Genomic DNA, 23,710 nt, shown 5'->3' on the forward strand with positions numbered 1-23,710 from the left:
CGATCGGAGCGGTTACAGCATGTGCAGGACCGAATCAATCAAACACATACTTGAAGATATTATCATACTTATCGCCCATCGTCAACTCATTCCATCCATTCTCCAACTTTCCCAGTCCCTCCGCAGCACTGACAAAGGATAGGTGCGAAGCTGGCTGAATCATGTCTTGCCTTCTTCCGGGTCATCTCGAGGAGTCCAAGTCTTGTCCAACCGAGAATATGGGTTTTGGTTCGATCCTTGCAGATCACTTTCTCCAGCCGCTCGGTAACCATTTTACGGTGTATTTCTTCTTCCATATCAATAAAATCAACAATAATAATTCCGCCCGTATCTCGCAAACGGATCAGACGACCAATCTCCTCTGCTGCAAGCAAATTAGTATTCGTCACCGTCTCTTCAAGGGATGCTCCTCCAATGTATTGCGCGGTGTTCACGTCAATAACGGTGAGCGCCTCCGTCTCATCCCAGATCATTGTCGCTCCGCCCTCCAGCGTGATCTTGCGACTGAAGCTCTTGTGCAGCTGTTCCTGAACCCCATAAGCTGTAAAAATGGACTCCGGTCCATTATATAAACTCACAGGCTTGTACCCATCAGGTGCCATGTCATCCAGAAATGCCTTGGCTTCTTTAACTGCAACTGGAGAATCTATAATCAGCTGATCACGCTGTGGATTAAAAGCATCTCTTATAAAGCGCTGAACAATACTAAGATCACGATGAAGTAGAGCTGGGGCTTCTGCAGTTTGTGCCCGACGTGTAATGTTATCCCATTGCGCACGTAAAAATGAAAGATCACCTTCCACTGCTTCATGCGGCTCATCCTGAGAGACGGTCCGCATAATAACCCCCTCTTCTTTCATTCGCAGACGTTCACCAATTCCTTTGAGCCGGCTACGTTCTGCATCGCGACTTATTTTTTTGGATACCCCAACATAATCGGCAAAAGGCATGTACACCATCCAACGACCGGGCAATGTATAATGGGTCGTTACACGCGCACCTTTGCCGCCACTAGGCTCTTTTCTTACTTGTACAACAATATCCTGACCCGGCTGCAAAAGCGTCTCGATAGAAGGCTTCACATCCGGCTGTCTATCCAAATGAGGGTGCAATACATCATCAACATATAAAAAAGCATTCTTCTTCTGTCCAATGTCAACAAAAGCAGCCTGCATACCTGGAAGTACGTTAATCACACGGCCTTTATAATAACTTCCGACCAGCCCTTGCTGCTGATCGCGTTCAGCCGCGTACTCCACAAGCCTTCCGTTCTCCAGAAGAGCCATTCGGGTAATGTGCTGCGTGCAGTGAACGATCATCTGTTTCATGGCTTCACCTCTGGTTTCGTTCATTCATTCATCCCTTCTCACGCTCTGTATAAATACACTACATTCCGAAGTAGGTAGATATTAAGCGCTGTTCCGGCACAACAGCAACAACATTTCCTTCGCCGTTTAATACATAGATAAAATGATATTGATTACGTTTAAATAGACGCAATATAGCATCTAAAGGTTTCGCAGATAAGGCAACAATTGGACGAGCCACACTTCCTGTCCGCAAATGATACTCATAAACCGCCTCCCTATTCATCAAAAACGCAACAAATCGGTACGGTAAATTCCGATGATCCGTGAGATTTGAATACAATAAAAAAGCACCGATCATAACCATGTTCAGCCTCAAGCCTCCACCTGCTCCAAGAGGCAATAGCGCATAAACAATCACAAAAATGCTTGCAGCAACGCTCACTCGTCCGCTCCATAGCAAAGTATAGTAATAAGGAAGAAATAAACTAACTGTAGCCTGAAGTACTTTGCCTCCGTCAAGTGGCAGAACAGGCAAAAGATTAAAGAGCGCAATGATGGCATTAGCATTTATAAAATAGACTAAAAATTCCTGATTACCATAACCTGCTTGCTGAAGCCCAAGAGCCATAACAATCATGATGCCATTTTGCAGCGGACCGGCAAGTGCAATACCAATCTCACGACTAGCGGTGAGCCGCCCATGATCCTCAATAACCGCAACTCCGCCAAACGGAAGAAGCTGAACCGATTTGACTGTAACACCAACTAAAAGGGCAGCCACCACATGTCCCATTTCATGAATGAGGACGATCGTAAATAAAGTTAGCAACTCCAGAAATTGTCCTGTGAGTACAGAAAACAACATAATGATTACGAACAATGGATGTAGTGACAGATCGATCCCTAAGATCCTAATCAAACGATACCACTTCTGTAGGATCAATATAAGTCTTGTCTTTCATCACTGCAAAGAATAGCGTTGGAGCTGAGGAGCCCTCTTTCTCCAGCATCCACCCGAGTTCATCTCCACTCTGAATCCAGTCATCAATCTCCAGCTTAGTGCCATTTAAATGTCCGTATTCTGCTGTAATTCCTCCAGAATGTTGAACCGCAATTCGAATGCCACCGTCCAATTCTTTAGAGATGGAAAGAACACGTCCCATGTCTATACTCTTCACCTTCACATTTGAGGTTGAATCGATTTGAGGCATAATTTCTACACCTTTTAGCGTGGAGGCAAAGGGCTCCACAATACTTCCAGCTACCGGGGCACTAAGCTCATGTTGAGCTGCTGCCTTTTGAGCAGGTTCGTCTTTGTCACCAAATATCGGTATGAACGCCGGTGCACCATTAAAATTCTCCTCATACCAGACCCGCACTGCTGTGAAATCCATCTCATTACTCAAGGCATCACTAATAAAGGCTTGGACTTTATAGGACCATGGCTGGTGAACTGCAAAAACTCCCCACACCGCTCCAAACACAAGCACACTGGCTATAACCCGCCGAATAAAACCCGAAGAAAATTTAGAACCTCCTCCACCTGGTTCCTCCCAGCCCCCCCGTCTCTCTTTCCACATCACTTCCGGATCAGGCTCTATAGATGATTGCTCCTCATTTTTCTTAAACCCCGTACCCCACTCCTTGAAGCTCGTACTCTTTTCGGGCATAACGAATAACGGAGGCACCTCTGCTGTTTCTATATTCGGGATTTCCTCCAGCAAACTACGAATACGCTCCTTGCGGCGATTCTTGATATCTGATTTGAGATCCATGTTTATCCCTCCGGACGGGCTTGTTTTACTTCCATTTTATGAAGCACGGAAGTCTCTTTAGAACAAGCCCGCCCAAGGTGGAGCACTTAAATACCACTAAATAAATAAATCCCACCCATAGATTTCTCTAGTGGTGGGACCGTTAATGCTTCTATAGTAAGATTGCTTGGTGCAGAATTAAGCCATACCGAAAAATTTCTTGAACTTCTTAAATGCTCCCGGTTTCCGATCAAGCTGCATTAGCGGCACAGCATCACCTAAAATTCTACGAGCAATATTGCGGTAGGCAATAGCTGCTGACGAATCGGGATTCATAACTGTAGGCTCTCCACTATTTGCGGCCTTAATGACCAGTTCATCATCCGGAACAATTCCGATAAGATCAATATTCAACACCTGTAAAATATCCTCAATATCAAGCATATCCCCAGACTTCACAAGACCTGGGCGAATACGATTTACCACCAGCTTTGGCGATTCCACATGTGACTGCTCAAGCAGTCCGATAATACGATCCGCATCCCGCACAGCAGCATGCTCTGGTGTGGTAACCACGATCGCTTTATCCGCACCGGCAATCGCATTGCGGAAGCCATGTTCAATCCCCGCTGGACAATCAATCAAAATATATTCATATTCCTTCTTCAGTTCGAGAATAATATCTTTTACTTGTTCAGGAGTGACGGACGTTTTATCCTTCGTTTGAGCTGCGGGCAACATATACAACTCATCAAAGCGTTTGTCTTTAACGAGTGCTTGATTTAGGCGACAACGACCCTCCGCTACATCCACAAGATCATAAATAATACGATTCTCAAGCCCCATTACTACATCCAGATTACGCAGTCCAATGTCGGTATCGACGAGACATACTTTTTTACCCTGCAGTGCAAGTGCGGTTCCAATATTGGCTGTTGTGGTTGTTTTGCCAACGCCGCCTTTGCCCGAGGTTACGACTATCGCTTCTCCCATGGAGGCTACACCCCTTTAAACACATTTAAATCCTGACGTACTTTGACTAAATTATGAATTTTATCGATTTGCATAGCTCCGTTCGTTAAATATGCAAACTCCATACTGCTTTCTCGGGTTTCCCACTCATCGGGAGGACGACTGATAATATCAGCAATTCGCAGTTGTGTCGGAGACATTAATGAAGCAGCGATAATCGCCTCTTCATTTCCATCTACTCCAGCATGCGCCATACCTCTAAGTGATCCTAGAATATAGATATCGCCTGAACAGGTAATAGTTCCTCCTGGGTTCACATCCCCCAGATATAAAAGATTTCCATCATGGTGCAGCACCTGACCGGAACGAAGAATCCCGCTCATAAGAAACAAAGCGTCATTATCCTCACTGCCGGGCACTGGAAGCGCCTCTATGGAACGAATCAGTAGATTTCCCTGTCCCTTCAGAATCTCCAGCACAGCTTCCTTATCTTCCTCAGTTACGGGACGATTGCCCAGCTTAATATCTACATGGACAATCGGTCCAGTCAAAATATTTTGATGGCTGTGCTCCAACTTATAGCGAAGCTCGCTCAGAAGATCTTCGAAGGGACACTTGTCGTCTAGCAGGAATATCAGGCCATCCTTGATGCCCTTAATCCTTACATGCTTGGATTTTACTGTCATATGCCTGGCCCCCTATCCTCATTCATTCGTGCCGGGCCCCTTAAATTCCTGCTTTATTAAGAAAGAAAATAGAAGCTTCTTTATGCCGCTTCTTCCGTACTCTTCTCTTTCTTGATCAGCTCAAGCTGGCGTCGTAACGGTATGTAGAGGATCAGAGCAATAGCAAAATGAAAGAGCATCGTTGGTAGCATATGATTCAAAATAGCCCAGCTATAAGGCTCCTGATTGAGATTGAATACACTATAAATACCAAATAACACACTATCCTCTAGCAAGCTTCCGAGCAGAATCACAGTCATCATAAGAGGCAGTGGCGCACGCGGAATCTGAAACAGAAGGCCGATTAAATAAGCCGACAGACCCATCGCAAAAGAATGTGCTCCTAGAATTCTGCCATAAAAAACGACATCATGTAATAGTCCGAAAGTTAGGCCCAGTATAAGCGCTGTATGACGATGATGATATACAGCCACGAACAATAACACAACGAACACTAGATTCGGAATAATTCGCATCTGCCATACATCTGGAATCAGCCAAGGCAGAATGGTTCCCTCCAGAATGAACAAGAGGAACAGTAACAGAACAAGAACAGATCTGCGCATATTCACTATTCAGCACGCTCCTCCGTAAAAACAACAATCAGCTGCTTCCAGTCTTGAAATTCTGCTGAAGGCTTAATCACTGCTGTGGAGGTTAATCCAAATTCACCAACCTCAACGCTTTCAACTGTACCGATGGTCAATCCTCGCGGATACAATCCCCCAATACCAGAAGAAACGATAACATCCTTCGGCGCAATAGGATCACCTGGCGGGATCTTGTTCATCAATAACTTGTTTGTCTTCGGATCATAGCTTTCAATCATACCAAAGGTTTTGCCCTCTTTGTTAATAGCGGTTGCCGCAATTGGCGGCTGAGAATTAGGGTCATTCGTATCCATCATGGTCATCAGCTTCACCGTAGAGGTGAAATTGCTGACTTGACTAATAACACCTACTAATCCATCAACCGAGATCACAGACATATTTGGTCTAACGCCATCTTTAGCACCTAAATCGATTACAATCGTACTATTGCTTGGTTCTGTTGTCTGACTAACCACCTGTGCAATATGGTATTGATATTTATACAATTCCTCCTGAGCTTTCGTGAACTTCAACTGTTCCTTTAACTGCTCATTTTCTACCTGAATGAAATTGTATTGCGCTTTATCACGTGCATATTGGGCGGCTAGAATCTTCAGCTGCTCATTTTCCTTAGAAAGATCTTTCAGATTTCCGATATCTTCAAACAAGCCCGCTACATATCCAGCGGGCTTGTAGAACATTTTTTGCACGAAACCAGTAGTGTCTCTAAGAAAGTTCTCCGGCCAGGACAAGGAACTCCTTGATGCCAAGCTGAAGCCCATCACCACAATGAACAGCACCAGTGTAATCAACAGAATAAACAGACGTTTATTGCTTAAGAGTTTAAACAGTTTCAACACCCTCTAACAACAGTATTTCTCCCATAACAGGGGTTGACGTACACAAGTGGCAATACATAGGCTTATCTCTTAGAGCGAAGACTGGAACTGCTGCGACTCTTGAACAAATGGATATTATCAAGCGCCTTTCCTGTTCCAATCGCTACACAATCCAGAGGGTTCTCAGCGACAATAACTGGCATTCCAGTTTCACGCGCAAGCAGTTTATCCAAGTTACGAAGCAAGGCGCCTCCACCTGTCAAGACAATCCCGCGATCCATAATATCTGCTGCGAGCTCCGGTGGACATTTTTCCAAAGTTACTTTAACAGCTTCAATAATAGAACTCACTGTATCGGACAATGCTTCACAGATCTCATCAGAAGTAATTGTAAGCGTCTTTGGCAGGCCTGTAACGAGATCGCGTCCGCGAATTTCCATAGTCTCAGCTTTCTCAAGTGGCAAGGCAGAACCTACGTCCATTTTAAGCTGTTCCGAAGTACGTTCACCAATCATCAGATTGTACTGACGTTTGATGTACTGAATGATGGACTCATCCGCTTCATCACCCGCAACACGTACGGAACGACTAGTAACAATACCGCCGAGTGAAATTACAGCAACTTCAGTAGTACCTCCGCCGATATCAACAACCATACTTCCTGTTGGCTCCCATACCGGTAGATCTGCACCAATCGCTGCAGCAAAAGGTTCCTCGATAATGTAAGCTTCGCGAGCACCAGCTTGTCTAGTAGCATCTTCTACGGCACGTTGCTCTACAGCAGTAATGCCGGATGGTACGCAGACCATTACATTAGGGTGACGTTGGAACATAGAACGTTGTTTCTGTGCTTGACGAATAAAATATTTTATCATCGTAGCCGTTGTGTCAAAATCAGCGATAACGCCATCCTTCATCGGACGGATCGCACGAATGTTTCCCGGTGTACGACCGATCATCTTTTTAGCGGATTCACCCACGGCTTCAATCGTCTTAGTGTCAGTGTTAATGGCTACAACGGAAGGCTCTCTTACAACGATCCCCTTACCGCGTACATAGACAAGCGTATTCGCTGTCCCCAAGTCAATTCCTAAATCTTTCGTAAAACTACCCAACATGCTAATTCTCCTTTTCCTAAGTAAATCTTCACATTTATATTACATGTGTCCTTTTTCTTTCAAGCTTACAAAGCTGCTATCACCGATAATTAGATGATCTAACACGTCAATCCCGACAATCTCGCCTGCCTGAAGCAGTCTTGAGGTCAAGGAGATATCCTCAGGACTAGGCGTTGGATCACCACTAGGATGATTATGTGCGCATATGATAGAGGCACTACTACATTTTATAGCTGCTCGGAATACCTCACGAGGATGAACAATCGAAGCATTAAGACTGCCCATAGACAACGTTTCTTGTCCTATCACATGATTCTTCGTATTCAGAAACAAGCAGACAAAATGCTCCTTCTGCAGATAACGCAATTGCTCAGTCAGTATCTCCGCAGCGTCCTCAGGACAACGGATAATGACCGGCATGTTAAACCTGGAGTTCGCAAGGCGCCTTCCAAGTTCGATGCCTGCTTTTAGTTGCACGGCCTTGGCAGGGCCGATACCTTTGATTTCGGTCAGTTCTTCGATGCTAAGGTCAACTAGCCCACGCAGGCCACCGATTTTCCCCAGCATCTGCTGTGCAATATGAATAGCCGATTCACGGCGTGTTCCCGTACGCAGCAGAATGGCTAACAACTCCGCTTGACTTAATGATTCCGCCCCATAATGCATCATGCGCTCTCTTGGTCGTTCTTCATGGGGGAGGTCCCGCAGCATTACTGATTGCGACTCCATCCCTATCCCTCTTTCCCAAGCTTCCTACCGGTTCAATACAGTTATACCGAACTCGGACAGCATTTCGCCAAGAAGCGACAGCGGCAATCCGACAACATTGAAATAACAGCCTTCAATTCGTTCCACCAAGGTGGAGCCAAGCCCTTGTATCGCATAAGAGCCAGCCTTATCAGCGGGCTCTCCCGTAGCTATATAAGCAATAATTTCATCCTCCGTCATTGCTCTCATCGTTACGGAAGTAACACGGTGCTCCACTATAGTCTTTCCATGCGGAAGTCCAATACAGGCTACACCCGTGTAAACCTTATGATTCCGGCCCTGAAGTCTGGTAAGCATCGATTTACTGTCCAGCTCGTCCACCGGTTTGCCTAGCACAGTGTTATCTAGTACAACAATCGTATCACTACCAATAATTACTGCGTTACGCTCTCCTGCTGCAGCCACTACAGCCTCTGCTTTTCGCAGAGCCAAACTGCGCACGATTTGCTCCGGCGTAAAGTCCGGTGGTGTGCTTTCGTCCGCTTCGCTGGTAATGACCTCAAAAGGCAAGCCCAGTAAAGACAAAAGCTCTCGTCGACGCGGTGAACCTGAGGCTAAAATAATGTGTTGTGAGTTGTCCACGTTGTAAACGTCCCTTCTTGATCAATAACGAGAGTTAAAGTCTTCGGTACAGCCATACAGCTGTAATAATACCGACGAGACTTAGCATGCACAATTTCAAATGAATAGTGATGTCATAGGTTATGATGTCCAAATCGGCTCGCGGAGACCACTTAAGCACAGTCGATGTTGTTAGAAAAGAAAGAGCCTTTACCGGCTGCAGTAGCTTGGCGATCCAGGCTCCAGCCAGCCAGCCTAGAATTAGAAATAACAGCAGTGTTCCTACATTTTTCTTCTTCATCTCAGTCTTCCCTCGCCATTTTTTGACACCCTAATTATTATACGGTGAAATTGTGATCAATACAAACGTAAAATCCCTTACGGTAATGTTTACCACCATTTGCACTAAAAGTTGCGGAGCGATACCATCCTCCGTATCAATTATAGTTTAAGTTATATAGGGATAATTTCCTCTTTCGCGCCAAAACAGCAAGCCCCCACATCTGGAGGCTTGCTGTCTTTAAAGTCAACAATCTATCAGTTAATTCATTGCAGTTAGCAGCTGTTTCTGGCTAGTCAAAAAGCTCAGCATCGATTCTTGCACTTCCCAAAGTAGGCCCTGAGCCTTGTTCTTGTTATATTCACTCCAGGCTGATATCCCTTGGCTCATTGATTTCTCTAACGCTGCGCAAATGCTTTTGGCTTCAGGAGATATGCCTTGTTCCAGCACTTTTACTGCTTCACTCCATTGCAGATGGAGATCACTCATAGCGGGGGTATTTGCTGTCGTACTAGTTTGGCCAGCGCTAAGTAAAGAAGCAGATTGACTGCTTAGTTCACTGAGCAGCTGCCCACTCACGGAGAAATAGTTCTTCACTTCCTCTGCATTACCGGTATAGACAAGCTGTTCAGCCCCGGGAAGTGCCACCTCTCTCACATACAGTTCAATACCCTGATTCTTTAGTCCGCTGCTAAGTAGCTTGGCCTGTTCACGGTCGGATGATATTCCAGCATACACACGATTGCCGTCGGCAGGATCCATACCCGCGGCCAAACCTGCAGTTAACAGCTCCTGGCGAGCCTCTTCAGCGCCTGCAGGTGTACTGAATACTCCGTACTGCAGCAGATAATAGCTTTGCGCAGCTACTTGAACTGGGATGGTGTTCTTCCCTGAATTTTCAGTACCCGTCACTGGTAATCCTGATGTACCTACACCTGCCGGATCTTTAGCTCCACTGGACTGCACTGAAGTAGCCGCCATGTCTGCTGTCCCATTTCCAGAGCTACTGTCCATATTCCCTCCGTAAAAGAAAGAAAGTGCAGCATAACCAAGCAGTACCCCTGTGCCGATGGCTCCCGTAACAGAAAGAGCTAATTTCCACCAATACGAAGGACGTCGAGTATGATAAGAGCCTCCGTAACTGCCAGAGGATACATTCTCTAATTTATCCCTGCTATCCGAAACCATATCTGACAGAAGATACGATTGCTGTGTATATCTAAAATCCTTATCCTGTTCGTCCCATTCTTCCTGGCGTGGATCTACAGTACCCGAGTAATAGTCATAGGAATCTTCCGGTGGTGCCTCATACGTGGAACGAAAATCAGGCTCATAAAGCCATGTTTGCTGTGCTGGACCTACCTCTTGACGCAGTCCCTCAGCGTACTCTTCAGCTGTGCCCAATCCGCCATTTGACCAGCGCTCCACCACTTTAGGCTTTGGTTTAGGCTCGTCCTTGTTCACGTCAAATCGGAATGTCATTCTTCCGTTATTCAACAGTTACACCTCACCTCATCTAATCTATAAGTAAATATATGATAGACAATAGAGAGATATGCTATTTTTAAGCCATAGGAATTATGAAAGATTATGCAGATTCAGTTTACATTACATGTACCTTTTATATACTATATAAAAAGAGCTAAAAGTGTACACTATACTAGGTAAGCTAGAAATGATGCTTTAGTTCACTACTGATTAGGAGGGCTTCTTCTGAAACAAAAAATTCAAGCAGCTATTGTAGGCTACGGAAATTTAGGAAAAGGTGTACGTAAGGCTATCAACCAAAGTGAAGATATCGAGCTAGTTGCGATCTTTACGCGCAGAGAACCTGGACAACTGGAAGCCGGAGAAGCCGGTGTGAAGTTCGAACACATCTCTGCCGTCGAACAATATAAGGGTAAAGTGGATGTTATGATTCTATGCGGAGGATCGGCTACCGATCTGCCAGAACAAACACCAGCCATTGCCCGGATGTTTAATACCGTGGACAGCTTTGATACTCATGCCAAAATCCCCGAGTTCTACGAGACCGTTGACGCCGCAGCTAAACAAGGTGGAACACTCAGCGTAATTTCTACTGGTTGGGATCCAGGCTTATTCTCAATGAATCGTCTGCTCGCTGAAGCTATTCTTCCACAAGGTAAAGAATATACCTTCTGGGGCAAAGGCGTTAGCCAAGGCCACTCCGATGCGATCCGCAGAGTAGATGGAGTTAAAGCTGGTGTACAATATACCGTTCCAGTACAAGAGGTTATTGAAGCCATTCGCGCTGGTGAAACACCAGAGCTTACCACTCGCCAAAAACACCTCAGAGAGTGTTTTGTAGTGGCTGAGGCAGGGGCAGATCAAGAACGCATTCGTGCAGAAATCGTGAATATGCCGAACTATTTTGCAGATTATGATACTACGGTTACTTTCATCACTGAAGAAGAATTGGCAGCTCAGCATAGCGGAATTCCGCACGGCGGGTTTGTTATTCGTAGTGGTGTAACAGGGGAAGGTACGAAGCAGATTGTTGAATTCGGCCTGAAGCTGGAGAGCAATCCAGAATTTACAGCTAGTGTTCTCGTGGCCTATGCCAGAGCCGCTCAGCGTATGAGTCAAGAAGGACAGAGTGGAGCGCGTACAGTATTCGATATTCCACTTGGAATGTTGTCTCCGAAATCTCCAGAAGAATTACGCCGCAACCTGCTGTAAAATCATACAAAAATGAAATAACCCGCGTAGGACCCTAAAACGTCCTCGCGGGTTTTTTATATATTGCAGGCAGAGCCTTCTCGGGCGTACCTTTTACACAAGACTAAGAATCTTGTTCTTCACATAATTCACTTCGTAATCCTTCAACAATGTGCGATGCGCCCGATCAGCAATAATCGTTGCCATCTCAGGATTCTTTAACAACGTTATTACGCTAGCAACAACATCAACTGAGGTATTAGCAAGCAAAATATTACGGTTATGCTCACAGTTCAATCGCTCGCATACTATAGAACTAGTAACCACCGGCGTTTTGAGTGCCCATGATTCCAGAATGTTTCTGGAGACTTCACAACCTTCAAGGATCGGCACAAGAACCGCTTTAGCACGACGTATATAATCAGCAGACGGTTTCAAAGGTCCAGTGATAATAACTGATACATCATCCTTTACAAGCGTCAACACATCCGTATGAACCTCATGACCCGTGATGTAACACTTGATATCAGGCACTTGCTCTTTAATCAAAGGGTAGCTTTTCTTAAAGAAGTTTTGGGCAGCCTTAATCCCTTGTCTGGTGTTCATATTCCAGTGCAGAACCATTGAATTTTCTTTTGCAACAGGCTCAGTAAAAGCGTCGTATTCATTCATTTTTATGAAATGAGGAACAACATGAACTTTACGGGCATCCGCAAAGGATAGAGATTTGAATGAAAGGGCATCCCATTCCGAGGTTGCCAAGAGTACACCCGTTTTATTCATTAGTCTCCGCTTATTCCGACGAACCAAAGCCTCATTTAGTTTATAATAAGGATTACTGCTGCTCGGCTTCCCAATTTCTTTTCCAACGGCAAGCCCGCTCTCAAAACGATACGTATCTGTAATAACACTGGCCTCAGGAAGCAGATTACGAACCATATCAATGCAATTTCCCAGCAAGCTATGCGATATAAATACATGTCTGTAATTATTCGATCTACAAAGCTCCATGATGGTACTCTTCATGTCTTTCTCCGCATGACTCCGATTAGTGAAATTCCGTAATATATGTAAGGGACGCAGCATAGATCTCCACGAGTTAATGCACCCGTTAATGTAATGAACCGTTAGTGCAGTTCCATCATTTGTAGACATATCCTTGTGCGTACTGGCATACGTCAGCAAATCAATATCAAATTTCCCTAGCAAAATCTCGAGAATACTCCCTGTTCTCATTTCTCCTTCTAGATCCTCTGCGCTTTGATTTTGTGCTGAAAGGAACAGCATTCTTTCTCGCATGACTCTGGCTCCTTGAATTTTTTATATAAATCATCTCTACTTATCACTGCAACTTTAGATGCAGTTCAATAGTAACTCATTTCACATAAAATTTTTGTCGATTTATAGGGAAACCTTTAAAATTTTTATATATTTTCATGCTTTATTCGAAAATCATTGCGATAAACCTATATATATCGCTATTTTTTTGAAGATTCAAGCAAAAAAACTACTTTTCCAGTAATACACGAACATGAATTTTCTATTCCAAAATTTTATACTCGTTAGGTATTCTGAACTATTCCCTATGCAAACAAAAAAGTGTCTTCCTCATCTAATGACGAAAGGAAGACACTTTTATATTTCGTAGCTTCTAACAACGCAGTTCCGACCCTTTTTCTTAGCTTGATACAATGCATTATCACAAAGTTTGTAGAGATTATTTAGAGAAAAACGTTCACCCGATTCTATCGTAATGACTCCAATACTTATCGTGTAGTGCAGCGGTACGCCATGAATCATTGAACCTATAACAGCTGTGCGCATTCCTTCAGCAATAACATCACTACTCTTCTCATCGGCTCTGTGCAGGAGCACTGCGAACTCTTCTCCCCCAAATCTTCCGATCAGATCACCATGACCAAGCTGTTGCTCTATTTTAGACGCCAAATCAGTTAGTACTTGGTCACCTGTGTTATGGCCGTAATTATCATTTATGCTCTTAAAGTGATCGACATCCAGCAGTAAAAAAGAATAGGGCAGTTTCTTCATCGCTGAAGCAGCTATTAAAGGCCGAGCACGCAGAACGAACGACCTGCGATTCAAAATACCGGTCAACTCATCATAAGTTGCTACCCGCTCCATTTCTGCAAAGGAATCTTCTCTATAAAGCAGCATAATTCCCGCGGTTCCTAGAAACATATACAAATAAATCCCGAGATAAAAAAACAAATAAAGAAATTGTGCAACTTGTGTATTGATTCCTAATACGGAATACAGCGGTTCTAAGGCTCTCCCGGCCAACGACAAGATGACAAGACAATATAGCAGTCCCATTATTATTTGTAGCGAAGTCTCCATGACCTTCAGACATAGTATATAAGCAGGATAGGCTATAATCAGAACTCCAGCCAGACAAGCGACTGGAATAACGAGAGGATCCTTAGGCATCAACAAATACATAAGCACCACAACGAGAATGGATACTCCGAATAATATAGAATAATATCTCTCCACTTTGCTCCCGAATACTCTGAGAAGCATTAGAAGCGCCAAGCTTTCGAGCGTGCCTCCAGCCAGAGCAAGAAGTGCTATGATCGGTAAACTAAGTGGTGTATCTATAAAATCCTTCAGTAATAAGAGGATCAAGGCTGCTAGTTGCAAATATTTTGCTGTGATAAACAATGAAGAAGTCTGTTCCTGCGGATAACGCAAACGATACACCACGATAAGCAGCACCGTGAACGATTGCCACAAAAAGAGACACACCAGCAGTGTCTGGAGATCCAGATGCATATAAGTGAAGTTCACCTCCCCTAGTATTCCTGACTCTCAGTATACATATCGGTATCTGATGACTCTATTTCTTCCCTCTTGTTTGGCCTGATATAATGCCTTGTCGCTTAGCTTGTACAACTTATTTATCGAAATCTCCTGATCTGGCATGATCGTAATTACACCTATACTAACTGTGTACCCCTGTTGAACCTTATTAGTGGAAGTATTCATTATCGCCTCACGAAGCGCTTCAGCTTTCTGGTCGCAGCTCTGCTCATCTACCCCACAGAGTATGACTGCGAATTCCTCGCCCCCTAGTCTGCCAAACAAATCGCCATTTCCGAGATTATTTTTAATCGTCGATGCGAACTCTTCCAGCACAATGTCACCGGTATCATGACCATAAGTATCGTTGACCTGTTTAAAATAATCCAAATCCAATAGCAAAAATGAGAAGTACTCCTGCGCTCGAAATGCCTTTTCAAGCTTTATCTCCGCTTCCTGAAGAAATGCTCCACGGTTTAGGATCCCCGTCAAATCATCATAACTGGCTATTCTTTTTAGTTTGACGAAGGAATGCTCATTTGAGAGAAGAATATAACCGGCAGCCCCTACGATAAATAATAAATACATCCCCAAATAATACAAATATTGCGTGAGATTTGTTGAGAACACATTCATCTCGGGCTCCCAAATCAATGCAACAAGCGCCCGCATCAGCATAATCGCTGCAAATACATAAAATAATACACCTAATATTTTTTGAAGAGGGGTAGCCTTTTTATTCACAGTTAGATGATAAGCTGGATAAACTATAAATAGTATAGACCAAAGTGAAGTACAAGCGATGCGCAAGTTGGAATGATTAAAAAATAATGCGATGATACTAAAACTAATTATGCTCAATACCGAAAGGATGATGTAATATCGCTTTATTTTTGGCCCCAGTACTCCCATCATCAGCAGTAACGCTGTAATTTCTAGACAGCACCCTCCAAGGATCAGAGCATTGCTAAGCGGAATGGACAACGCATGAGGTAGATAATCCCACAATAAAATCGAACACCAAAAGAGTAGCTGCACTTCCTTTGATCGGATGAACAAGGTGGAGGCTGTATCTTTAACAGCGGTACTTCGATAATTGGTTATAAGCAGCAATATAAATAAATTTCCGAAAATAAACAAATAAATCAGTGTTCTAATTTCAAGCAGGGAGCTCATACGTCACCACCTATGCGAAAATATCCCCACAAAGTGCGGCTTTGCTTCGATGCGTACTCGGGTACTTTGTGGGGATCCCAAATATACGTTGAAAAATCGATCCTCTTCTGGCAGCACTATAGCACTTTATAACTATATCAGTAAATACGTTAACAATACCAAAAAAACACTTCCCTCGAAACTCCCTTCAGATAAACACAAGGATTATCTGAACGAAATTTTGGGGAAGTGCTATTGAATAGAGAATATAAATATCCTCGATTAGCCTCAATTTGTAAACTTAATGCTTCTTCTTCAACCCGTCTGCCAGTGCGTATCCGACCTTCCAGATATCGCCTGCGCCCATCGTAATCACCAGATCACCTGGAGCAATACGAGGTGTCAGATCAGCTAGAACATCTTCTTTGGTTGGCAGATGTCTCGCGCCCGCATTACTGTTCTTAACGATTAGCTCAACCAGCTTCGCAGAAGTAACACCTTCGATCTGTTTCTCTCCAGCCGGAGAGTAAATATCGGTGATGATGACTTCGTCGGCTTCGCTAAAGGCACGGCTGAAAGCATCTAACAGGAAGAAAGTACGTGTATAGCGCTGAGGCTGGAATACCGCAATAATCCGTTTTCCTGTTGCCTTGGCAGCACTGATCGTTGCCTGAATCTCTGTAGGATGATGCGCATAATCATCAATGACCAGAATGTCATTGACTTCTCCGAGCACTTGAAAACGGCGCTTCGCACCATGGAATTTCACAATCGCTTCAGCGATTTTCTCGAAAGAAATCCCTGATTTCAAACAAGCGATTACCGCTGCCATTGAATTATAAAGATTGTACTGTCCGGGAACAGAGAGTTCAATCCGTCCAAGCACTTCTCCATTATGATTCATCGTGTACGATACCTGACGATCGCCTAGAACGATATCAGTGGCAATATAATCTGCAGTGTTCGACTTGATGCCATAAGTAATCACCTTACCTGTTACTTCAGGTAAAAGAGAGATCACATTCTCGTCATCAGCGCATACTATAGCAGTTCCATCTTCGCGCGTTTGGTTCATGAACTGCACGTATGCAGCTTTAAGACGGTTAAAGTCTCCGTCGTAATTTTCCAAGTGATCCGCTTCAACATTCGTAACGATCCCAAGCCAAGGGTGATAGTGCAGGAAAGAGCCATCACTCTCATCCGCTTCCGCTACTACAAACTCACCTTGTCCCGCCTTTGCATTCGTACCTACATTCATAATCTCTCCACCGATAATATACGTTGGATCAACGTCGCACTCTTCCATCACAAGTGCAATCATGGAGGAGGTGGTAGTTTTCCCGTGTGCTCCAGCAACGGCTACCCCTTTACGTTCATTCAATAAACGGGCTAACATTTGCGAACGATGCAGAATTGGAATCTTAAGACGCTCAGCTTCCACCCATTCCACATTATCACTAGACAAAGCCGTAGAGTATACGACTAGATCCGCACCTTTTACTTGTTCTGCTGTATGCCCGATATAAATCTTGGCACCTTTAGCAATCAATTTATCCGTTAATTCTTGGGCAGCCACATCGGAGCCCGTAACTGTATATCCCATTTCTAGCATTACCCGGGCAATCGCGCTCATTCCGTAGCCGCCGATCCCTATAAAATGCACACGTTCAGTAGTATCCAACAGTCGTCACCAGCCTTTTTCAGTATCGGGTTGCTGCAAAAGTGTACCGCGTACGTCAGAGATTAAATACAGCGTACCAGATACGACGGCAAGGTCATCCTCCGCTGTAATCGACTTCAGTAGCTGCAGCGCTTTTCCCCAATTATGTTCTACTATGATTGCCAAGTTTTCCTTGGCATATTTCTCCCGCAGACTTTCTGCGATAACTTGCAGATTCTCCGCGTCCATTTTGTTCTGGAAATCCGGTTCGGTCAGGATGAGCGTATCCACTATAGGCAGTATATGCTTAAAGTAGGATTCATGATGCTTATTTGACAGCATTCCCATAAGTAAATTTAATTTACCGTATTGATAGAGCTGAGGCAGACTTTTTGCAAGACTCACCGCACCTTCCGGATTATGCGCTCCGTCCAGTACAATCCTTGGAGACTTGCTTACCTCTTCCAGCCTTCCAGCCCAGAATGCGTGGCGCAAACCTTCAAGCACATCTTCATCCTCAAGCATAAAGGCCATATACTGACGCAGAACCTCAAGTACCATCATGGCAGCTGCCGCATTGCTAATCTGGTGCTCGCCTTTCATTACGATCCCAAGTTCAAGTGAACGAAAGGGACCCTTAAAATGAAAAGTCTGCACATCCTCACGGATTTCATTAGCCTCATAGCTAAAATCTTCTCCGGCAAGATAAAGAGTAGAGCGGCAAGCCGCTGCTTTTTCTTTCAGAACCGCTACGACTTCCGGTTGAGTTACGCAGCTAACAACAGGTACGCCCGTCTTAATAATTCCGGCTTTCTCCATTGCAATCTTCTCTAGCGTATCTCCCAAAATATCCATGTGATCATGACCAACATTAGTAATCACAGAAACAATCGGAGTCACGATGTTCGTTACATCCAGCCTTCCCCCAAGCCCGGTCTCCCATACGACAACATCAGGACAAGAGACGCCCGCAAAAAATAGAATGGCTACAGCTGTAGTTACCTCGAACATCGTAGGTGAGCCAAACTCCGTTTCCGAAATTTCTTGGACTAGTGGACGTAATTGGTTAACCAGCTCGACAAGCGTTTCTTCAGAGATGTCCGTATTATTATATTGGAACCTGTTCGTGAACTTTGTAATATACGGAGATGTAAAGGTGCCTACTGAATAGCCGCTTTGTATAAGTGCACTAGTCAAAAAAGCACAAGTTGAACCTTTGCCGTTCGTACCCGCCACATGAATAAACTTCAGCCGACGGTGCGGATTTCCCAGCTTGTCCATCAACATCTCGATTCTATCTAAACCTGGCCGTATCCCAAAAGGGATTAGGCTCTTGATCCAATCAACCGCTTCGGTGTATGTCGCAAGAGGGGCGGTACTTCCGCCCCGATTTAGGTCATCCATGTCTCTTATCCTCTCAGCTCTGCGATGCGGGCAAGTACTTTCTCACGTTTAGCAGAATAATCTGCCTGCTTCGCCCGTTCCTCTTCGATAACTTTAGCAGGAGCTTTGGCCACGAAGCCTTGATTGCTCAGCTTTTTCTCTACGCGTTCTACTTCGCTGTTCAGCGTCTGCACTTCTTTTTCCAGACGAGCGATTTCTTGTTCAATATCAATGAGTCCCGACAATGGCAGAAGCAGTTCTGCTCCTGTTACTACAGCGGACATTACCTTATCCGGCGTTTCTGGATTCAGGCCAGCTTCGAAGGAAGACGTATTACAGAAGCGTCCAATGTAGTTGTCGTTACGGGTGATAATACTCAGCGTCTCTTCATTACCCGCTTTGATGATCAATTCAACCTTTTTGCTCATCGGTACATTCACTTCAGCCCGGATATTACGAACGGCCCGGATTACATCCATCAGCAGGTTCATTTCCGCTACGGCCTGCGGATTCTCCAGAGCAGCATCATACTCCGGCCATGCAGCCAGCGTAATCGTCTCCCCTTCATGCGGAAGGTGCTGCCAGATTTCTTCCGAAATAAACGGCATAAACGGATGAATCAAGCGCATTGTGCGATCTAGTACATAGGCAAGTACAGACTGTGTCTTCGCTTTGGCCGCGGCGTCTGATCCGTAAAGTGACAGCTTCGCGAACTCAATATACCAGTCACATAGATCGTCCCAAATGAAGTTGTACAGCTGGCGACCGGTCTCACCGAACTCGTACGAGTCAATTAGACGCGTAATCTCACGAGAAGTTTCGTTCAGACGGTGCAAAATCCAGCGATCAGCAGTACTTAGCTCACCCGAAATGTCAATATTTTCAAAGCTTACGCCTTCCAAATTCATCAACGCGAAGCGTGATGCATTCCAGATCTTATTGGCGAAATTACGCGCCTGCTCAACCTTTTCCCAACGGAAGCGTAGATCCTGTCCAGCTGTACTTCCGGTAGAAATCATGTAACGCATTGCATCTGCGCCATACTTCTCGATTACTTCAAGGGGGTCTACGCCATTCCCGAGTGATTTGGACATTTTTTGACCTTCGGAATCCCGTACCAAACCATGCATCAATACATCTGAGAAAGGTTTTTCTCCGGTAAATTCAAGAGCTGAGAAGATCATCCGCGCTACCCAGAAATAAATAATATCGTAGCCTGTTACGAGCACATCGTTCGGATAATAGCGTTTGAAATCTGCACTGTTCTCATCTGGCCATCCTAGTGTGGCAAAAGGCCACAGATTAGAGCTAAACCAGGTATCCAGTACATCTTCGTCCTGTTTCAAGTCGGTTAGACCACTGATCCGGCGCGCTTCTTCCTCGTCATTTGCCACAACCAATTCACCAGTAGACTCGGAATACCATGCTGGAATACGATGTCCCCACCACAGCTGACGGGAAATACACCAATCACGTACGTTCTCGATCCAGTTCAGGTAAGTTCTCTCGAAACGGTCCGGTACAAAGTTAACCCCGTTCCCATCCTTCTGTGCATTGATGGCAGCTTCAGCCAGTGGCTGCATCTTTACAAACCATTGTGTGGACAAGTACGGCTCAACAACCGCTCCAGAGCGTTCACTGTGTCCTACTTGATGCACATGATCTTCGATATTGATCAGCACACCTTGCTCCTTCAGGTCAGCAGTGATAGCCTTACGACATACACTCCGGTCTTGACCTTGGTAAGGTCCTGCTTCTTCATTCATCGTACCGCTCTCATCCATTACGTTAATCTGCGGTAAGTTGTGACGTTGACCCATCTCGAAGTCATTCGGGTCATGAGCTGGTGTAATTTTAACCGCACCACTACCAAACTCTTTGTCTACATAATCATCAGCGATAATCGGAATCTCACGGCCAATAATCGGCAGGATCAACGTTTTGCCGATCAGATCTTTGTAACGATCGTCTTCCGGATGAACAGCAACCGCTGTATCACCCAGCATTGTCTCCGGACGTGTGGTCGCTACTGTAATAAATCCGCTACCGTCTTTGAGCGGGTAACGCAGATGATACAAGTGACCATTAACTTCTTTATATTCAACCTCGATATCCGACAATGCTGTACGAGCCGCCGGGTCCCAGTTAATAATGCGTTTGCCGCGGTAGATCAAGCCTTTATTATAGAGCTTAACGAATACCTCGCGTACAGCTTTCGACAACCCTTCATCCAGGGTAAACCGTTCGCGGGAATAGTCAAGAGAAAGCCCCATCTTAGCCCACTGCTCATGAATGGTGTTCGCATATTTATCTTTCCACTCCCACACCTGCTCCAGGAACTTCTCGCGGCCGAGATCATGTCTAGAAATTCCCTGCTCACGCAGCTTTTGCTCTACCTTTGTCTGCGTTGCGATACCGGCATGGTCCGTACCTGGTAGCCACAACGTGTCGAAGCCCTGCATCCGTTTTGTACGAATCAGGATATCCTGAAGCGTAAAATCAAGCGCATGACCAATGTGCAGCATTCCCGTTACATTTGGCGGCGGGATTACAATGCTGTATGCCTTTGCATCTGGACGCCCGCCTGCACGGAAATATCCACCCTCTGTCCAATAGGAATACCACTTGGTTTCTGCCGATTTCGGATCATACGTGGTTGGCATTTCATTCTTAGAATCATTTGCAGCGGCAGCATCTGCCGCTGTATCTTGCAAGTTCGGCAACTCTGCCGCTGTTAGATTGTTTTGGTCAGCCATTCCCTGATACCTCCACTTGGTTACTTGTAGTTGGTTTTTAAAAAACAAAAAGACCCCTCGTCTCAAAGGACGAAAGGCCATTCTTTCGCGGTACCACCTTTGTTTCGCGCCAATGAAAAATAAACCTGCACTTCTCTCACCTTGCGGTTCAGAAGCTTAGCGCGACACTCGTACAGATAACGGCTGCTACCGGCCACATCCTAACTTATCTTTCATATCCATGAAGACAAGCTCAGAAGGGCGACTCCGGGGCGACTTCGGTGGCTGTATCCTACGGAATGTCACAGCACTTGCATTCCGCTCTCTGAAGGGCTGACCGCCTACTCTTCCCGTTCCCAGTCTTTACTTAGATATTGCTTACTCCATAATACATTTTGAGTCCCCCCTAGTCAACCTGGATAGGCTATTACAGCGGGACTTTTAGCGGAATTTCGACTTATAGCGTGCATATGTCGAATTTTCATTCGATTCATCACACTGCGTTGATTAGATCCCCCGCATTCTAACGTTCTCCGGTCACACAAGAATAAACGCCTTCGACGTCCTTTTACGGACGGTAAGCGTTTATTTGAGAAATATAAGGATAATGTATAACGTGAAACTTATATATTCTTATATTTGACAAAAATCCCGATCTACTATCAGATCGGGATTCACCTATTCATATGAGTACGCATTGTAATTCAATTACGGAATGTACAACACTTGCCCTTCTTCTACACTCTGCCCAGACAATCGATTATACATTCCCAGCTCCCGCGCACTTAGCTGATATTTCTCTGCGATTGTATCCAGCGTTTCTTCACGCTGCACGATGCAAAGGCGAACCTTACGGAATAGGTTAGCGCCATCTGCTCCAGCAATGAATCTGCTCTTCCACTCCGTATTATTTCCGGCCTCTGGAATGATCGCTGCAGCCGATGCATTTCCTTCAGATAGGAGAGCCTCTTGTTCTTTACGAGAACGACTAGAGCTGAGTAATGAAGAGAAGGTGAGATGTTCTTTGGCTGGAGCCTCTGCTTCTTTCTTGCTTCCTAGCGCAATCTTAAGATCTTGTTTCTCCTCGGTATGTGGCACAGTCTCCTGAGAAACTAAGCCTTCGTTCGTATTATCACTGATCGGCTGCGCATTCTCTTCTTGTGCGTGAAGCTCATGGTTTGCCACGTTTTCAGAAGCAAATACAGCGATATCTTGGTCTGCATCAGCAATAGCTGCTGGAACAGCGGTTTCTCTTGAAGCAAAAGTATATTCAGCTTCTTGCTCTTGATCCGCTTGACTCGCCTGGCTAACTTGATCCAGCTGAGTGGCCTCAGCTTCATTCTGTGACTCAGCTTTAAACCAGTAATCCGCTATTCCTGCTTTGGAATCCTCTGTTTGCGAATCCAGACTATGCGTCCGAGCTTTCGCGCCCTTGTCCTTCTCATGAGCGGATGAGAAATTCACTATAGGGGACGAATGACCAACTCCACTTGAGACCAGTGGAGCCTCTGATGCGTCTGTATTAGCTTCAGCATGCTCATGTTCTTCTACGGCAACCTCCGATGCATCCTCGCCAAAGGTCCACTGAGAATTTTCATAAAGTGCATCAGTTTCGTGCTCTTGGTTCTCTGCAGATGCTTCGATTACCCTGTCATCACTGAGAGGGGAATAGGCAACTGTGTACTCTTCCTGCTGCCAGGCCGGTTGTGGTTGAGGCTCCGCACCACCGATTCCCCGCAGTGATAATACGCCTGTTATATTCACTGTGCGCATCGTGAGCAGATCAATATCAAAATTCTCGATCTCCACCCCGATATCTTCAATCGAGCTGACGCGTGTAAGCGGAACTGTGATTTCAACGGGAATGGCATGCTCCAGACGTTGTGTTCGGTCATCTTCACTCCGGTAGAGTCCGGTAAGCAACAGCTGACCATATAACTCGGCACGATCCTCCCGCTGAATCACCTGGATTTCCGGAAGTAGTTCAACCTCCTCCAGCTCAGCTATTCCCGGAAGCTCTTCCGATAGGTGAATGCGTTCATAAATATCAAACCGCAAGCCGTGGGACTGATCAAACACGGGATATGTCCTCCTTCTTGGCATAATCTAACCCTGAGACAGGCCCAGAGCATAAGCCCAAAATGTTACTCCCCACATGTATATGCTTCAAACAGAAAGGCATGACAACTTTGGTGGCACTAACCGGACAGGATGCTATTAATTTCATAAATTCAGGGACTATTCGAACCTATCTGCCGGCCAATAGATGAACTACTCCGCATGAACAAAGTATTATATGCTGCTTTTGCTATTAGGACATAGATAGATGCTTCTTTCTGAAAAAACAAAAAATTATATACC

At 45.1% G+C, this 23,710-nt stretch carries 20 protein-coding genes and 2 other annotated features (1 of these 22 cut by a window edge); of the genes, 1 reads left to right on the top strand and 19 read right to left on the bottom strand.

Annotation, left to right across the window (positions count from 1 at the left end):
* Positions 1–24, bottom strand: a sequence feature (ribosomal protein L21 leader region); it reaches 62 nt to the left of the window's first position.
* 62 nt (positions 25–86) lie between these two features.
* The 12 genes from ACQKMP_RS20475 to ACQKMP_RS20530 all read right to left on the bottom strand — a co-directional run bounded on the left by ACQKMP_RS20475 (position 87) and on the right by ACQKMP_RS20530 (position 10,414).
* Positions 87–1,328, bottom strand: coding sequence for an Rne/Rng family ribonuclease (locus ACQKMP_RS20475; RefSeq protein ID WP_042194404.1), 1,242 nt, complete (start codon positions 1,326–1,328; stop codon positions 87–89).
* Between the two features lie 58 nt (positions 1,329–1,386).
* A complete protein-coding gene (locus ACQKMP_RS20480; protein WP_042191168.1) occupies positions 1,387–2,229 on the bottom strand; it encodes a M50 family metallopeptidase in 843 nt (280 codons plus the stop codon).
* On the bottom strand, positions 2,222–3,085 hold the full coding sequence (locus ACQKMP_RS20485; protein ID WP_427470703.1) for a peptidoglycan DD-metalloendopeptidase family protein: 864 nt from the start codon (positions 3,083–3,085) through the stop codon (positions 2,222–2,224). Before ACQKMP_RS20485 ends, ACQKMP_RS20480 begins: the two co-directional genes overlap by 8 nt.
* A 177-nt stretch (positions 3,086–3,262) precedes the next feature.
* Complete coding sequence (gene minD, locus ACQKMP_RS20490) at positions 3,263–4,057, bottom strand: septum site-determining protein MinD (protein ID WP_042130573.1); 795 nt, start codon at positions 4,055–4,057, stop codon at positions 3,263–3,265.
* A gap of 5 nt (positions 4,058–4,062) precedes the next feature.
* The gene (gene minC / locus ACQKMP_RS20495; RefSeq protein ID WP_042191171.1) at positions 4,063–4,722 is read right to left on the bottom strand and encodes a septum site-determining protein MinC; all 660 of its coding nucleotides are present in this window, start codon (positions 4,720–4,722) and stop codon (positions 4,063–4,065) included.
* A gap of 80 nt (positions 4,723–4,802) precedes the next feature.
* Positions 4,803–5,333: a rod shape-determining protein MreD gene (gene mreD / locus ACQKMP_RS20500; protein WP_081383060.1), complete on the bottom strand. Its 531-nt coding sequence runs from the start codon at positions 5,331–5,333 to the stop codon at positions 4,803–4,805.
* On the bottom strand, positions 5,333–6,211 hold the full coding sequence (gene mreC / locus ACQKMP_RS20505) for a rod shape-determining protein MreC (RefSeq protein ID WP_042191173.1): 879 nt from the start codon (positions 6,209–6,211) through the stop codon (positions 5,333–5,335). The genes mreD and mreC overlap by 1 nt, the downstream gene beginning before the upstream one ends.
* A gap of 62 nt (positions 6,212–6,273) precedes the next feature.
* Positions 6,274–7,308, bottom strand: a complete 1,035-nt coding sequence (locus tag ACQKMP_RS20510; RefSeq protein WP_042191174.1) for a rod shape-determining protein — start codon at positions 7,306–7,308, stop codon at positions 6,274–6,276.
* A gap of 39 nt (positions 7,309–7,347) precedes the next feature.
* Positions 7,348–8,037, bottom strand: a complete 690-nt coding sequence (radC, locus tag ACQKMP_RS20515) for a RadC family protein (protein WP_042191176.1) — start codon at positions 8,035–8,037, stop codon at positions 7,348–7,350.
* A 24-nt stretch (positions 8,038–8,061) separates the two neighbouring features.
* Positions 8,062–8,658 (bottom strand): Maf family protein, encoded by a 597-nt coding sequence (locus ACQKMP_RS20520; protein ID WP_149645995.1) that lies wholly within the window; start codon positions 8,656–8,658, stop codon positions 8,062–8,064.
* Between the two features lie 34 nt (positions 8,659–8,692).
* Positions 8,693–8,938 carry a DUF4321 domain-containing protein gene (locus ACQKMP_RS20525; protein ID WP_042191180.1) on the bottom strand — a complete coding sequence of 82 codons (246 nt, stop codon included), beginning with the start codon at positions 8,936–8,938 and terminating at the stop codon, positions 8,693–8,695.
* 240 nt (positions 8,939–9,178) lie between these two features.
* A complete protein-coding gene (locus tag ACQKMP_RS20530; protein ID WP_427470708.1) occupies positions 9,179–10,414 on the bottom strand; it encodes an SPOR domain-containing protein in 1,236 nt (411 codons plus the stop codon).
* Between the two features lie 216 nt (positions 10,415–10,630).
* Between ACQKMP_RS20530 and ACQKMP_RS20535 the strand changes: the two genes are divergently transcribed.
* A complete protein-coding gene (locus ACQKMP_RS20535; protein WP_076286493.1) occupies positions 10,631–11,617 on the top strand; it encodes a diaminopimelate dehydrogenase in 987 nt (328 codons plus the stop codon).
* Between the two features lie 93 nt (positions 11,618–11,710).
* Here ACQKMP_RS20535 and ACQKMP_RS20540 read toward each other — a convergent pair whose 3' ends face one another.
* From ACQKMP_RS20540 to ACQKMP_RS20570, 7 genes are all read right to left on the bottom strand, one after another.
* Complete coding sequence (locus tag ACQKMP_RS20540) at positions 11,711–12,895, bottom strand: glycosyltransferase (protein ID WP_427470710.1); 1,185 nt, start codon at positions 12,893–12,895, stop codon at positions 11,711–11,713.
* A gap of 336 nt (positions 12,896–13,231) precedes the next feature.
* Positions 13,232–14,389 carry a GGDEF domain-containing protein gene (locus tag ACQKMP_RS20545; protein ID WP_340972457.1) on the bottom strand — a complete coding sequence of 386 codons (1,158 nt, stop codon included), beginning with the start codon at positions 14,387–14,389 and terminating at the stop codon, positions 13,232–13,234.
* A 36-nt stretch (positions 14,390–14,425) separates the two neighbouring features.
* Positions 14,426–15,592 carry a GGDEF domain-containing protein gene (locus tag ACQKMP_RS20550; RefSeq protein ID WP_042191189.1) on the bottom strand — a complete coding sequence of 389 codons (1,167 nt, stop codon included), beginning with the start codon at positions 15,590–15,592 and terminating at the stop codon, positions 14,426–14,428.
* 280 nt (positions 15,593–15,872) lie between these two features.
* Positions 15,873–17,252: a UDP-N-acetylmuramate--L-alanine ligase gene (gene murC / locus ACQKMP_RS20555; protein ID WP_042191191.1), complete on the bottom strand. Its 1,380-nt coding sequence runs from the start codon at positions 17,250–17,252 to the stop codon at positions 15,873–15,875.
* Between the two features lie 6 nt (positions 17,253–17,258).
* On the bottom strand, positions 17,259–18,635 hold the full coding sequence (locus ACQKMP_RS20560; RefSeq protein WP_427470713.1) for a bifunctional folylpolyglutamate synthase/dihydrofolate synthase: 1,377 nt from the start codon (positions 18,633–18,635) through the stop codon (positions 17,259–17,261).
* Between the two features lie 5 nt (positions 18,636–18,640).
* Positions 18,641–21,277, bottom strand: a complete 2,637-nt coding sequence (locus ACQKMP_RS20565; RefSeq protein ID WP_076286506.1) for a valine--tRNA ligase — start codon at positions 21,275–21,277, stop codon at positions 18,641–18,643.
* A gap of 155 nt (positions 21,278–21,432) precedes the next feature.
* Positions 21,433–21,716 (bottom strand) — a binding site (T-box leader).
* A 341-nt stretch (positions 21,717–22,057) separates the two neighbouring features.
* Positions 22,058–23,428, bottom strand: coding sequence for a LysM peptidoglycan-binding domain-containing protein (locus ACQKMP_RS20570; RefSeq protein ID WP_427470715.1), 1,371 nt, complete (start codon positions 23,426–23,428; stop codon positions 22,058–22,060).
* Between the last annotated feature and the right edge of the window lie 282 nt (positions 23,429–23,710).

The organism is Paenibacillus sp. NPDC101420, assembly GCF_050277435.1.
Taxonomy (GTDB): Bacteria; Bacillota; Bacilli; order Paenibacillales; family Paenibacillaceae; genus Paenibacillus_AQ.

Coding starts and splice junctions, on each gene's coding strand:
- ACQKMP_RS20475 (WP_042194404.1), bottom strand. CDS start 1,328: ATGAAACAGATGATCGTTCACTGCACGCAGCACATTACCCGAATGGCT.
- ACQKMP_RS20485 (WP_427470703.1), bottom strand. CDS start 3,085: ATGGATCTCAAATCAGATATCAAGAATCGCCGCAAGGAGCGTATTCGT.
- minD (WP_042130573.1), bottom strand. CDS start 4,057: ATGGGAGAAGCGATAGTCGTAACCTCGGGCAAAGGCGGCGTTGGCAAA.
- minC (WP_042191171.1), bottom strand. CDS start 4,722: ATGACAGTAAAATCCAAGCATGTAAGGATTAAGGGCATCAAGGATGGC.
- ACQKMP_RS20510 (WP_042191174.1), bottom strand. CDS start 7,308: ATGTTGGGTAGTTTTACGAAAGATTTAGGAATTGACTTGGGGACAGCG.
- radC (WP_042191176.1), bottom strand. CDS start 8,037: ATGGAGTCGCAATCAGTAATGCTGCGGGACCTCCCCCATGAAGAACGA.
- ACQKMP_RS20525 (WP_042191180.1), bottom strand. CDS start 8,938: ATGAAGAAGAAAAATGTAGGAACACTGCTGTTATTTCTAATTCTAGGC.
- ACQKMP_RS20540 (WP_427470710.1), bottom strand. CDS start 12,895: ATGCGAGAAAGAATGCTGTTCCTTTCAGCACAAAATCAAAGCGCAGAG.
- ACQKMP_RS20545 (WP_340972457.1), bottom strand. CDS start 14,389: ATGCATCTGGATCTCCAGACACTGCTGGTGTGTCTCTTTTTGTGGCAA.
- ACQKMP_RS20550 (WP_042191189.1), bottom strand. CDS start 15,592: ATGAGCTCCCTGCTTGAAATTAGAACACTGATTTATTTGTTTATTTTC.
- ACQKMP_RS20560 (WP_427470713.1), bottom strand. CDS start 18,635: ATGGATGACCTAAATCGGGGCGGAAGTACCGCCCCTCTTGCGACATAC.
- ACQKMP_RS20565 (WP_076286506.1), bottom strand. CDS start 21,277: ATGCCAACCACGTATGATCCGAAATCGGCAGAAACCAAGTGGTATTCC.